Source organism: bacterium (genome assembly GCA_030652805.1).
Taxonomy (GTDB): domain Bacteria; phylum JAHJDO01; class JAHJDO01; order JAHJDO01; family JAHJDO01; genus JAHJDO01.
Window position 1 is genome coordinate 1 of sequence record JAUSPT010000064.1, and the last position, 12,480, is coordinate 12,480.

The following is a 12,480-nucleotide window of genomic DNA, read 5'->3' on the forward strand; positions in this document are numbered from 1 at the left end:
GTTTGAACGCGCTTGTGAAGATACTAAAGACTTAACAGATATCCCTGAATACTGGGCTCAAATGAATCAGCTTAAACTGCCCAGAGTTCAGTATACTTTCAGGGAAATAAGCTGTGGTATCCAATTTTTTGGGTTTGCCGACGAAAGAAGCTTAACTCATTCCACCATATTCGCTAACTACATAAACTACTGGTTGGATAAATTTAACGTATTGCCTGCTAATTCCATAAGGCAGACGGACAATGGGTCAGAGTACTGCGGCAGTTGGAAGTCCAAATCCCCTTCTGCTTACACATTAGCTGTAGAATCTATGCCGGGACAAGTGCACAGAACCATATTTCCCGGAGCGCATAGAATGCAGGCCGATGTTGAAACCGTCCATAATCTCATTGAGATAGAATTCTATGAGATAGAATCTCCAAAAAACAGGTTAGACTTTATGCAAAAAGCTTACTCTTACCAGCTATTCTTTAATCTCCATAGACCCAATACTTACAAAGAGAACAAAACGCCCTGGCAGTTGGCTAGAGAGAAGGTGCCAAATCTGGACAAGCGTTTGCTTATGATTCCACCTATTGACCTTGATGCTGTGATCAGATTAGATCAGTCTTTTTCTGGCAAGGGGGGTAATGATGTGTTGACCGTTCCCTTGAATTAAAAAACTGCTGGCAAATGATAGTGCCATATGATGCTAATTCAAATAATTATGTTATAATGCCGTCTTAATTTAGGGATAAAAATTAGATAATGATACTATTTAGAGAACTGGGAATTATTGAGCCTATCTTAAGAGCTCTCAAAGAAGAAAAGTATACTGAGCCTACATCAATACAAGTTAAGGCTATTCCACTCATTCTAAAAAGAAATGATGTATTAGGTAGTGCTCAAACCGGGACAGGTAAAACAGCGGCTTTTGCTATTCCAATCCTGCAGCACCTCTTTTTTGACCGTCAGCAGAATAACAGCCCGCGCAAAATTAAGTCGCTCATCGTAACTCCCACACGCGAATTGGCGATTCAGATCGCAGAGAGCTTTACTACGTATGGAAAATTCACTGGGATCAAAAACACAGTCGTTTTCGGTGGCGTGAAGCAAGGTGCACAAACGAATGCCCTTCGCAAAGGTGTCGATATTCTCGTTGCAACGCCTGGAAGGCTTTTGGACTTAATAAATCAGGGCTTCATCAGGTTAAATGACGTCGAATACTTCGTGCTGGACGAAGCTGACCGGATGCTCGACATGGGGTTCATCAATGACATTCGAAAGATCATCGCCAAATTACCAACGAAACGGCAGTCTTTGTTTTTTTCAGCAACAATGCCGGGAAATATTGTAGAACTTTCGAGGAAAATTTTGAGAAATCCTATGAAAGTTGATGTAAGTCCCATTTCCTCTACTGCTGAAACTATAAAGCAATATCTGTATTATACCAATAGATCAAGCAAGAAAGATTTGCTGCGTCATATACTTCAGTATCAAAAGATAGATCAGGTATTATTGTTTTCCAGAACAAAACGTGGTGCTGACAAAATAGATCGTGACCTTAAAAAATATAAGATTAAATCAGCAGCTATACATGGTGACAAAGAGCAAAATCAAAGGCAAAAAGTCCTGGCGCAATTTAAAGCTGGAGAAATTAGGGTGTTGGTGGCAACAGATATTGCCGCAAGAGGTATTGACATTGACAAACTAAAATATGTCATCAATTATGATATACCGAATATAGCCGAAACATACGTCCACAGGATAGGCAGATCTGGTAGAGCAGGGGAAGAAGGTAATGCTATATCCCTTTGCGAACCTGAAGAGAATGCTTATATAAAAGACATTGAAAAATTGATAAACCAGAAAATAGAACTTGTCAAAGAAAACCCTTATCCTCAAACAGAAAAGCCAATGACAGGAAACGAAAAGAAGGAATGGGACAAAGAGAAACAACAAAGAAGACAAGAATACTTTGCCGCGAAGAATAAAAAACAAAATAGAACAAACTCATCAAGATTTTCCAGATAATGTTTAAAAATCAATATGACATTATCATTATCGGCGCGGGGCCGGCAGGTTTGATTGCGGCTATTGAAAGCTGTAAACCTTCCACAAAAATATTAATTCTCGAAAAAATGCATACACCTGCGCTGAAACTAAAAATTTCAGGAAAGGGACGATGCAACATTACCAACGATGCTGTATTAGAGGATTTTATTTCGCATTTTGGCAAAAACGGAAGGTTCTTGAAGTTTGCTTTCGCAAATTTTTTTAATACAGACCTTATTAAATACTTTGAAAAGCTTGGCATTCAGTTTAAGCTTGAACGAGGAGGGCGTTACTTTCCGGAAAATGATGATGCAGGGGATATTGCAAACGCTTTGCTCAACAAAGTAAAATCACTGAATATTCCCATTTCTACTAATTCAGAAGTAATTAGTATTACGAAATTACCTGATAATAGTTTTGTTATTGCAGTTAATAAGAGAAATCCTGCAGGCAATAAAAACGCTCAACGCATTCAAATAAAAACAGATAAAGTTGTGCTTGCAACCGGAGGAAAATCATATCCCAGAACTGGTTCGACTGGAGCAGGATTTAAGCTAGCATCTCAGCTTGGACATACAATTACACCTGTTTCTCCATCTCTTGTACCTGTTGAAACTAGAGGCGGCATTGCAAAAAAGCTTCAGGGATTAAGCTTAAAAAACGCAAAAGCGCAAGTATGGTGCGGAAACAAAAAGGTTGATGAACGGTTTGGTGAAATGTTGTTTACTGATTTTGGTCTTTCCGGTCCAATAATTCTCTCCTTAAGCAAAACCATTGTAAAGCTTGTTGATGATAAGCAAAAGGTATTTATCTCCATAGATTTAAAACCTGCACTCAATCACAAAACGATTGACCAGAGAATAATAAGAGAAATAACTGAGCACAGCAAACAAGGTTTTAAGCATTTACTAAAAAAACTGCTGCCGGAGAAACTAGTTCCGGTATTTATCGAGAAATTAAAGATTCCAGAGGAAAAGCAACTGAGCCAGATTAATTCTAAAGAACGTAAAGAACTTAGGATGCTGCTGAAAGAGTTTCAATTTGAAGTGACAGGTTACAGGTCATTTAATCACGCCATTGTAACATCCGGCGGAATCTGCATAAAAGAGATCAATTCCCAAACAATGGAATCGAAACTTGTTAAAGGCCTATATTTTGCGGGTGAAATTATTGACATTGATGCTGACACAGGAGGATTTAATCTGCAAGCTGCTTTTTCAACAGGATGGATTGCAGGCAGAGCTAACAGGGTTCATGCTCTTGGGTGAGCTTTTTTATACGTTCTTTTCAGTTTTTCAGGTGTAAGATGAGTGTATATTTGTGTTGTTGATAAACTTACATGGCCAAGCAGTTCCTGCACGGATCTGAGATCAGCACCAGCATCCAAAAGATGTGTTGCAAAGCTGTGCCTGAAAGTATGCGGAGTGATTCCTAACGTTTTTGGAATTCCTACAATGTGCTTATGTACAATTCTCTCAACACTTCTTGAAGTAAGCCTGCCTCCCCATTTATCAAGAAATAATGCTTGTCTGTCCTCAGTTATGCCGATATTTTTATTATTGAATAATGTGCTTCTAACAGCAGAATATCTGTTTATTACATCCAGAGCTGTATCCCCAATAGGAACAATGCGTTGTTTGTTTCCTTTGCCCTTAACCTTTATAGTTCCGCCGCCAAAATCTATGTCATAGATATTAAGATGCGTAAGTTCTCCAACTCTTATGCCTGTTGAATAAAGTGTTTCGAATATAGCTCTATCTCTTATTCCTAATACATCATTTTCGTCAGGTTTTTCTATTAATTTAATCATATTCTCTACAGTAAGAAATTCCGGCAATTTTTTATCGGTTTTCGGGCTAGAAACAACCAGTGTTGGATTTGTTTTTTGATATCCTTCTCTTACGAGAAACTTAAAAAAAGACCTGATTGTAGCAAGTTTTCTTCCTGTTGATTTATTTGAGTAGGCTTTGTTTTGTAAATGCGCCAGAAATTTCCTTATAGTTCTGTGTGTAATGTTTCCCAATTCTTCTTTATTTGATTTTAAGAATTCTAAGAATTGCTTAATATCAGATGAGTAAGCTTTAATAGTGTATTCTGACACATTGCGCTCAATTTCCAGGTATGTAATAAATTCTTGGACATTTGAATTTAGAATTTGTTTCGGATTTCGGATTTCGGATTTCGGATTTCTCATTTTAATGGGGATATGTCCTGACTTTTACTTTATCGGAATTTTTGATATAAAACACATCTGCTACTAATGCCTTAAATTTCTTATATCCTATCCATTTTATCCTCATAGAAAACGCATCAGTCTGCAGATTTTCAGAAGCTAGTCTCCACCACCTCTCCATTTCTGCAATAGCTTTTGAAGAATTGGCTTTAACCAGATCTCTGAATATTGAATCAACAAAAATCTCTATAAAACCAATCTTCTTATCAACCCGTATTTCTAGGATATATTCACTACTATCATATAATATACGTGCAGCTTTCTTATCAACCTGTGTAGCCCCGTGCCATCTTGGCATGCGTGAGACAACTATACTTGGATCCTTGTTTGTTCTCTCGTGCAAGCCAATAGATATCTGTTTCTTCTGTTTACAAAAAGCTGGGTGTGTTTCAAATAAGATTAGCAGAAGCAGCATTATGGTATTTAGAATTTTCATAATTTGTCCTCATGATATTCATCTTCAGTATTCACAGCCCAAATGTTGTGTTTGGATTTAATATTATTGATAATGTTTTCAACAGCAGCCATTGCTGTAAGCATAGAATGGTCTTGATTATTATACCTATGCATACCATTTCTGCCTATTAAAAACAGGTTTTCAAATTTATCAGTAAAGTTTTTGATCACGTAAAATTGGTCATATGTGCCAAAATAAGCTGGATAGGTTTTTGACATTCGAATAACAACTTTATCAAGCACATCTTCTTTTTCTATAATATCAATTTTAGCCAATTCATCAATTGCGAATTTGGCGAAATTCTCATCAGTCTTGTTCCACAGCTCATCTCCTTCATTACAAAAATACTCTAATCCTATCCATACAGTATTTTCATCCTTAACCATGTAAGGACTCCAGTTATTAAATATCTGAATTCTACCAAGTTTAACATCTCTTTCCTGAATATAAATCCAGTTATCAGGAACAATATTATTAATAGTTTTTATTCTAGTTTTATTCTTTATTTTTAGTTTCCTTAGGAGTAAGCCAACTGTTATAAAATCGCGATACATCAATCCCTGAGCTACTTGCTGAATCTCTCGTGGCACATCATTCTGAAGAGATTGTATTAAGTCTCTAACAGGCATTGTTGAGAAAAAATAATCTGCTGTTTTAGTTATCAGCTCATTAGTAGTTTTCTCTTTTAGGGCAGCTTCCACTATTTCATTATCATGGTGATTAAGACCAATTACTTTATGCTTTAGATATATCTCTCCGCCTTTTTCCTTAATAATTCTAGCAACTTGTTCCCACATTTGACCTGGGCCAAATTTAGGATACAAAAATTGTCCAATTAGACTGGTCTCTGTATTTTTCTGTTTTTTCACAGCATGGAGCAGCGCTTTACTAATAGAGAGACCTTTTATTCTTTGCCTGCCCCATTCAGGTCTAATTCTATTACAAGGAATTCCCCAGACCTTTTCTGTATAATCTTTAAAGAATGTAAGATACAGCTCTTTGCCAAATCTGTTGATAAAAAAGTCTTCGAGAGATCCTTCGTTTTTTATTGGAGAAAATCGTGTTTTGATATAGCTCAGACCTATCTTAATAATTCGCATAAATCCAAGATTTGAAAAGGTATTGAGATTCAAAGAAACAGGATAATCAAATAATTTTCGCAGGAAAAAAATTCTTGAAAGCCGGGTACGAATTAACATTTGCGAAGGAAGGATCTTCTGCCACCACTGCATAACTCTGTCAGATTTAGAGAAGAATCTGTGACCTCCTATGTCTATTCTATTGCCTTTATAATTTATTGTCTTGGAAATACCGCCAATATCTTCTGTCATCTCATAAATAATAGGTTTGATATCTGTTTTATTTAGCAGTTCGTAAGCTGCAGTTAGACCTGCGGGACCTGCTCCAATTATAATAGCTGTTTTTTGATCCGACATGATGTTTCCCTTGTATCATAACTCATGAGATATAGATAATACTTCTCGTTAGGCACAATACTTTTTTTGAATTCTTTAATTTTGACAATAGGATTTAAAGCAGAGGATATATCAAGTTCGTAATTCATAATAAGCAACATGTCTTCTTTTCTCTGTAGTGTCAGTTCCTGAGCTTTTTTAAGAATTTCATAGGCGCTGTGGTTTCCTCTTTTGTTATTCCAGATAATGAAAGAGCCGAATTTATTACTCTGAGTGTAATAAATCTTGCGATTAAGGTAACCAGCCACAACAGATGCTGGAAAATCCATATCTCCAAGCATTAACATATTATCCATTTGTTTATCTTTGATGAATTTTGCTGTTTCTTTGCCTGCGGAAAATGGATAAAACCAATCCACTCCGCTTGCAGCAATGCCAAGAACGAGATGGATTGATAGAATCCCAACAACAAACCTGTTTTTGTATTTTTTGCAAAACCTAGCCAGATTGTTAAAAACCCGCGATTTTACTTCTGTATCAGTGTAATAATCGGAGATCCATAAACATGCAATAAACAAGATAAACAGGTGTCCATGATGTCTTAACTCACCAAAGTGTATAATGTAGGAAAAAATTAGAAGCCCAATAGTTGCAGAAATATATAAAAAAGTCACAACAGACTTTCGTACAAAAAGCAGAAGAGAGAAACATAACAGAATGATGGATAGGATTGCACTAGGGATCCGGGAAGGGAGTATTGTAGAAACAATAAATTTAGTGTTCATGAACTCTGGAATTGGAATATAACTTTTCCATGGGATTGTAATTACACGTATGATGCGTCTTAAATCAATATTCATTCCCCAGATTCTTCCTCCGCTGTCAATGGGCGGAATAAGTTGAGAAACAGAACCCATAATACCAAGAATAAATATGCACATACCGATAACAAGTTCCGTTCTTCTTGCGCTCAATAATTTCCGCAGGTTCCTATCAAGAACATATTCCATGATCAGCGTAAATCCAAAACAGATAGCGATCATTAAGCCGTAGACACTGGTTTGAGCAAGCATGAACAGAATACAGGATAGAACGAGGTAGTTTTTGGTACGTGTTCGAAACACACTGCAGAAGCAAAAGATAAACAGAACACCCATTGCATAATTTCTGCTTATGGCAGCGTATTCATAAAGAGGAAAGTAACCAAAAGCAAATAATATCTTTTGTAACTTTGTAAATGGCGAAAATCTTGTAAAAATGTATATTGTTGTTGCAGCTAATAGTAAGTGAAAGAATTGCATTACAATTGGCTGAGCAGTAAACCTGCTGAGTAAGTAAAGGCATATATGCCACAACGCAGGATGCCCTTCATATCTCAGATTCTCAAACAGGTTTAGAATTGAGACACTATCCTTAGCAATAAGCCATGCTTGTAGTTCGTCCCGCCACATTTCATGCGTTAAGATATTTAAAAGTCCAATACACAAAAAACTTAAAACTATAAAAGTAAAATTACTGCTTAGCAGGGAGTTGCAAGTTTTTCTTGTATAATTAGTAATTTTTCGAACAACAGTCATTTACTCATTATATATTAGGATTATAAGAAAAACAATTGGCAGATTATGCATTAAATGTTATAATGATTTTAAGGATAAGAAAACGAAATTTGTTTAATTATGAGCGTATCTGAAAGAAGGGTCGAAAGACGAAAATACCCGAGAGCTAAAGCCGATTTTCATGCAGAGATAGATAATGGGTTTGAAGCAGTAAGGACAAAGGTTGATAATATCAGCTGCTCAGGCATCTATTGTGAAGTAAATAAAAAAATTTCCTTAATGACAAAGCTTGATTTAAATATGTTAATTCCAACAACTTTTCCATCAAGGGGTGAGTTCTTCCGTGTCCACTGCAGCGGAGTTGTTGTTCGTACAGAACTCTCCAAACACAAAGGCAAATATAATATAGCCATATTATTCTCCAACCTATTGGAAAGCGAAAGAAATAAAATATCCTCCTATATTGTTGCAAGGAATTTGAGCAACAAACTGTAACAGTCTTTAAATCAATTCTTGACATTTATCAATTTTTATCTTATTCTATGTTTAGAACATTCTAAACGCAAAGAAACAAAAAAATATAAGGGTATTTTATTATGAATTCAGAAATAGAAAAAGTACGCGACTATTTTATTGAAATTGCTGGAAGTATGGCAGAAAATCTCGGATTGAATTCAATTGCTGGTCAGATGTATGCGCTGCTCTATATCTCGAATGACCAGGTCTCACTTGATGAAATTACACATGTCCTGAAAGTAAGCAAGGGGAACGTGAGTGTTAATATTCGCGTACTTGAAAGATGGGGCGCAGTAAAAAAGGCATGGGTAAAGGGAAGCAGGCGTAATTTCTATAAAGCGAATGAAGATATTTTGGAAATAATTACAAACCGTCTTAAAGAAGGATTAACAAAGAGGACAAGAGAGGTAGATGATGGATTATCCGGAGCAGAGGAAATGCTTCAAAGCGCAGGGAAGCAACTTAATAAAGAGGATAAAAAAGTCACACATGTATATAAACAAAAGATTGCAGATATCAGAAAATTGTCTGCTAAGGTGAAAGGGCTGTTGAAATTTTTACCCTAACCAACAAATACACAGGAGACTTAAGATGCTAAATGATAAGGTTATTCTTATTACAGGAGGAACAGGGTTTCTTGGTTCATTTGTGGTAGAGAAGTTAAAAAAGAAAGGATATAGAAATATTTTTATTCCCAGAAGCAAAAATTATAATCTTGTCCAAATGGAAGCTGTTAAAAGGCTTTACAAGGATTCTACTCCTGACATCGTAATTCATTTAGCCGCAAAGGTTGGTGGAATTGGAGTAAATCGTGAAAATCCAGGTAGATTTTTCTATGATAATTTAATGATGGGTATTCAGATGATGGAACAAGGCAGAAAATTTGAAATAGAAAAGTTTGTTGCCCTTGGGACTATATGTTGTTATCCAAAATTTACTCCTGTTCCATTTAAGGAGAAAGATTTATGGAATGGATATCCAGAAGAAACAAACGCTCCTTATGGATTAGCGAAGAAAATGCTTTTAGTTCAATCTCAGGCTTACCGCCAGCAATACGGTTTTAACTCCATATTTTTAATGCCGGTAAATCTCTATGGTCCAAGAGATAATTATAATCCAAAATCATCACATGTAATACCAGCTCTTATAAAAAAATGTTTTGATGCCAAGAAAGAAGGAAAGGATAGTATAGTCATCTGGGGAACAGGTAAGGCAACCAGGGAATTCTTGTATGTTGAGGATTGCGCTGAAGCGATTATTTTGGCTGCGGAAAAATATAATAAGCCGGATCCAGTAAATATTGGTGCTGGTTTTGAAATTTCCATAAAAAATTTGATTGCTTTAATTGCCGAACTAACCGAGTTTAAAGGTAAGATTGTCTGGGATACTTCCAAACCGGACGGACAGCCAAGAAGAAAACTAGATGTATCTAAAGCAAGGAAAGAGTTTGGTTTTGCTGCTAAGACCGATTTTAAAGAAGGGTTAAGGAAAACAATTGAGTGGTATGATGGGGAAAATGGATAACATCACTGTAATAAAGCCAAGAATAATACTTCCCATATCAGCAAAAATTGTGGGTCTCATTGATTATGCTGTTGCATTTGTTATTGTATTTGGGTTGATGGCTTATTATAGGGTCGCCCCTACTCTTTATTTACTTCTTACTCCAATTATATTGTTCTTCACTATGATGCTTGCATCTGGAATTGGGTTCTGGCTCTCAGCAATAAATGTGAAGTACAGGGATGTCAGGCATGCCATTCCATTCTTTATACAACTGCTTATATTTGTGACCCCCGTTATATATCCCGTTTCTTTAGCAGGAAAATATAAATGGCTGCTTACGCTTAATCCAATGTCAGAATTTATTGAGGCGCACAGGGCAGCGAAAAGTATAATGGGGATAAAAACTTATCTGGAGGTTGATAATGGTATTTCTTAATAAAAAGGAAGAAAGGATATCTCAAGGTAAAATCAGCATGAGGATCCCGGGATATTTTCTTAACGGAGAGAGCGAAAAATAAAGAGGGGTGGATTTGGAGAAAAGTATTTCTGAAAAGATAATAAGAAATACCAAATTTAATACCCTGAGCCATTTCTGGGGAATTTTAGTTGCTTTATTTTTAACCCCTTATATTATTCGGCATATTGGGGTTGAAAGATATGGAATCTGGGCGATTGTGGGGGCGATAACCGGTTATTTTGGCTTAATGGATTTTGGAGTAAGAGATTCCTTTGTAAAATTCATCGCTGAATTTTACGCTAAAAAGGACTATAAAACAATAAATCAAGTTATTAACGTTGGTCTCGTGTTCTATTCTCTCCTGGGAGCAGTCATTATCATATTAGCCTTCTCTTTTATAGACCCTTTGCTCCATCTCTTTAAGATACCCCTCAACCTTCAGGGTGAGGCATCGTTCGTCTTTTTGCTGGGAATAATAATATTCGCCGTTTCCAACGCATTGGTGGCTTTTGGAGCTATCCAAGGCGGTCTGCAACGAATGGATATTACCAATAAAATCGCTATAGCTATCACCATTCCCAATGTTATTGGAACTATCCTCTTCTTAAAATTAGGATATGGTTTGCCCGGGTTGATGGTGAACAATGCCCTTATCCTGGCGATAAGTGGAACTATTAATTTTATAGTAGCTTTTAGGTTACTCCCCAACCCGAAGGTGAATCCTTTTTTGCTAGATAAAAAAATATTTAAGATGCTCTTTGGATTTGGGATAAAGCGTTGGGTAACGCGTATAGAGGATATTGTTACTTTCCAGACAGATAAGTTATTGATTTCGTATTTCTTGTCTCTTAGTTTAATAGGTTATTATCAGTTAGGATATTTAATTGTAAGCAAGGCAAGAGAAATACCTTCGCTGTTAATCTCAGCCATTGTCCCGGCAGCTTCTGAATTGGAGGTAGGACAGAGGAGAGAAGAGATAATTAAATTATATTTGCGAGGAACAAAATACCTTCTGGCAATAGCCTTCCCTATATTTTTCTTTGTTTTTACGGCAGCAGATTTGATTGTCTTTGCCTGGTTAGGGGAAAATTTTAGTAACGTCGTTCTTGTGATCCAGATATTTGCTCCCTCTTTTCTGATAATGTCCTTGTTTACGATGGGGTCAGCGATCGCCGTCGGTATTGGAAAACCTGAATTTCAAATGAAAGCCGGAGGGGGGCAGGCTATTTTAAACCTTATTCTTAGCATTATACTTATTATAAAAATGGGATTTGTGGGTATATTACTTGCCACCCTTATTTCTGTTACCGTAAGCACCACCTACTTTGGGATAAGATTCCACAATTACTTAAAGCTAATGTTGATCAATTTTAGCGACAGAATTAAATTGGGAAACCTTGTTTTTATCCCCGCCATATTGAGTATTATCATATTTATCTTTAACCTGGGGTTTAAGGATATTCTGATGTCAAATCGCCTCTACGCCTTATTATTTTTGATATCTGAGATGCTATTCTTTTTCATCAGCTATTTATTAATCTTACGAAAAGTGAATTTCTTTGATGAGGAGGATATAAAAATATTCGGAAGAATTTTTCCTCTAAACTCTCTTAATCATAGAAATGGTGAACAACGATAAGGACAGCCGTAGTAAGTCTGGGGAAAGATGAAAGATTCTCAGTCTAGGAACTACTAAGTCTTGGATAGGTTGCCAGTTTGTGTATCTTTCCGAGAGAGTTGAATAAATTGATATCTTATAAAGGGTTGTATTTTTGAGTTACGTTCGAGCTGGGTTCCAGGATAAAACAAGCAGGAGCGAAGGTTATGGCTAAACGGGTAGTTTTGGTAAATCCTTATTTTGAAGGTGTAGTAGTAGTTCCCACTTTGGGTTTGGGTTTTATAGGGACTTATTTAAAAGAACGCAGTAATTGTGAAGTTAAAATCCTCGAACCAATGTTGCAAGGTTTAACTGAGAAACATGTCCTTGACGAAGCCAAGGAAGCAGAAATTGTGGGATTGACATGCTATACAGAATCGAGGTTTCAAGTTTTTAATTTCGCAGAGAAAGTAAAGCAAGTAAATCCGGATTGTAAAATAATAATTGGTGGACCTCATGTTAATACTCTGGATGAGCTTATTTTAAAGCACTATCCATTCATTGATATAATAGGCGGTCACAAAATTAGAGGGAAGGGAGAAACTTTTTGATGAAGCGGATTTTATCTTTATGTCCAGTCTTAGCAGCAGTGAGCGCAATGAGGAGTACGGTAATATGAGAAATAGTGCAGTGGTTAGCAGTAGCATGC

The 12,480-nt window shown here is 36.4% G+C and carries 13 protein-coding genes; 9 read left to right on the top strand and 4 right to left on the bottom strand.

What is annotated here, in order from left to right; all coding sequences use genetic code 11:
- The 3 genes from Q7J67_06870 to Q7J67_06880 form a co-directional block, all read left to right on the top strand.
- Nucleotides 1-658, top strand: a 658-nt coding sequence (locus Q7J67_06870; protein MDO9465000.1) for a hypothetical protein, incomplete at its 5' end; no start/stop codon positions are given.
- 92 nt (nucleotides 659-750) lie between these two features.
- Nucleotides 751-2,013: a DEAD/DEAH box helicase gene (locus Q7J67_06875; GenBank protein MDO9465001.1), complete on the top strand. Its 1,263-nt coding sequence runs from the start codon at nucleotides 751-753 to the stop codon at nucleotides 2,011-2,013.
- Nucleotides 2,013-3,302, top strand: a complete 1,290-nt coding sequence (locus Q7J67_06880; GenBank protein ID MDO9465002.1) for an NAD(P)/FAD-dependent oxidoreductase — start codon at nucleotides 2,013-2,015, stop codon at nucleotides 3,300-3,302. The genes Q7J67_06875 and Q7J67_06880 overlap by 1 nt, the downstream gene beginning before the upstream one ends.
- On the opposite strand, the gene xerC is transcribed toward Q7J67_06880, so the two are convergent.
- Genes xerC through Q7J67_06900 form a run of 4 tightly spaced genes read right to left on the bottom strand, consistent with a single transcriptional unit; the run spans nucleotide 3,287 to nucleotide 7,590 of the window.
- Complete coding sequence (xerC, locus tag Q7J67_06885; protein ID MDO9465003.1) at nucleotides 3,287-4,228, bottom strand: tyrosine recombinase XerC; 942 nt, start codon at nucleotides 4,226-4,228, stop codon at nucleotides 3,287-3,289. The two genes, Q7J67_06880 and xerC, sit on opposite strands and share 16 nt — an antisense overlap.
- Before the next feature lies 1 nt (nucleotide 4,229).
- Complete coding sequence (locus Q7J67_06890) at nucleotides 4,230-4,703, bottom strand: hypothetical protein (protein MDO9465004.1); 474 nt, start codon at nucleotides 4,701-4,703, stop codon at nucleotides 4,230-4,232.
- The gene (locus Q7J67_06895; protein ID MDO9465005.1) at nucleotides 4,700-6,160 is read right to left on the bottom strand and encodes an NAD(P)/FAD-dependent oxidoreductase; all 1,461 of its coding nucleotides are present in this window, start codon (nucleotides 6,158-6,160) and stop codon (nucleotides 4,700-4,702) included. Before Q7J67_06895 ends, Q7J67_06890 begins: the two co-directional genes overlap by 4 nt.
- The gene (locus Q7J67_06900) at nucleotides 6,133-7,590 is read right to left on the bottom strand and encodes a hypothetical protein (protein ID MDO9465006.1); all 1,458 of its coding nucleotides are present in this window, start codon (nucleotides 7,588-7,590) and stop codon (nucleotides 6,133-6,135) included. The genes Q7J67_06895 and Q7J67_06900 overlap by 28 nt, the downstream gene beginning before the upstream one ends.
- A 225-nt stretch (nucleotides 7,591-7,815) precedes the next feature.
- Here Q7J67_06900 and Q7J67_06905 point away from each other — a divergent pair, with 225 nt between their 5' ends.
- The 6 genes from Q7J67_06905 to Q7J67_06930 all read left to right on the top strand — a co-directional run bounded on the left by Q7J67_06905 (nucleotide 7,816) and on the right by Q7J67_06930 (nucleotide 12,382).
- Nucleotides 7,816-8,190, top strand: coding sequence for a PilZ domain-containing protein (locus Q7J67_06905; GenBank protein MDO9465007.1), 375 nt, complete (start codon nucleotides 7,816-7,818; stop codon nucleotides 8,188-8,190).
- Between the two features lie 101 nt (nucleotides 8,191-8,291).
- A complete protein-coding gene (locus Q7J67_06910; protein ID MDO9465008.1) occupies nucleotides 8,292-8,777 on the top strand; it encodes a hypothetical protein in 486 nt (161 codons plus the stop codon).
- 25 nt (nucleotides 8,778-8,802) lie between these two features.
- Nucleotides 8,803-9,735: a GDP-L-fucose synthase gene (locus Q7J67_06915; GenBank protein ID MDO9465009.1), complete on the top strand. Its 933-nt coding sequence runs from the start codon at nucleotides 8,803-8,805 to the stop codon at nucleotides 9,733-9,735.
- Complete coding sequence (locus Q7J67_06920) at nucleotides 9,728-10,153, top strand: ABC transporter permease (GenBank protein ID MDO9465010.1); 426 nt, start codon at nucleotides 9,728-9,730, stop codon at nucleotides 10,151-10,153. The genes Q7J67_06915 and Q7J67_06920 overlap by 8 nt, the downstream gene beginning before the upstream one ends.
- 88 nt (nucleotides 10,154-10,241) lie before the next feature.
- Nucleotides 10,242-11,813 carry a polysaccharide biosynthesis C-terminal domain-containing protein gene (locus Q7J67_06925; GenBank protein MDO9465011.1) on the top strand — a complete coding sequence of 524 codons (1,572 nt, stop codon included), beginning with the start codon at nucleotides 10,242-10,244 and terminating at the stop codon, nucleotides 11,811-11,813.
- A gap of 185 nt (nucleotides 11,814-11,998) precedes the next feature.
- Entirely contained in the window at nucleotides 11,999-12,382 is a 384-nt protein-coding gene (locus Q7J67_06930; GenBank protein ID MDO9465012.1) for a cobalamin B12-binding domain-containing protein, read from the top strand.
- Nucleotides 12,383-12,480 lie beyond the last annotated feature (98 nt).

Bases quoted from the DNA above. Each gene is read 5' to 3' on its own strand.
- Q7J67_06915 (MDO9465009.1), top strand. From the start codon at position 8,803: ATGCTAAATGATAAGGTTATTCTTATTACAGGAGGAACAGGGTTTCTT.
- Q7J67_06910 (MDO9465008.1), top strand. From the start codon at position 8,292: ATGAATTCAGAAATAGAAAAAGTACGCGACTATTTTATTGAAATTGCT.
- Q7J67_06905 (MDO9465007.1), top strand. From the start codon at position 7,816: ATGAGCGTATCTGAAAGAAGGGTCGAAAGACGAAAATACCCGAGAGCT.
- xerC (MDO9465003.1), bottom strand. From the start codon at position 4,228: ATGAGAAATCCGAAATCCGAAATCCGAAATCCGAAACAAATTCTAAAT.
- Q7J67_06900 (MDO9465006.1), bottom strand. From the start codon at position 7,590: ATGTGGCGGGACGAACTACAAGCATGGCTTATTGCTAAGGATAGTGTC.
- Q7J67_06895 (MDO9465005.1), bottom strand. From the start codon at position 6,160: ATGTCGGATCAAAAAACAGCTATTATAATTGGAGCAGGTCCCGCAGGT.
- Q7J67_06890 (MDO9465004.1), bottom strand. From the start codon at position 4,703: ATGAAAATTCTAAATACCATAATGCTGCTTCTGCTAATCTTATTTGAA.
- Q7J67_06920 (MDO9465010.1), top strand. From the start codon at position 9,728: ATGGATAACATCACTGTAATAAAGCCAAGAATAATACTTCCCATATCA.
- Q7J67_06880 (MDO9465002.1), top strand. From the start codon at position 2,013: ATGTTTAAAAATCAATATGACATTATCATTATCGGCGCGGGGCCGGCA.
- Q7J67_06930 (MDO9465012.1), top strand. From the start codon at position 11,999: ATGGCTAAACGGGTAGTTTTGGTAAATCCTTATTTTGAAGGTGTAGTA.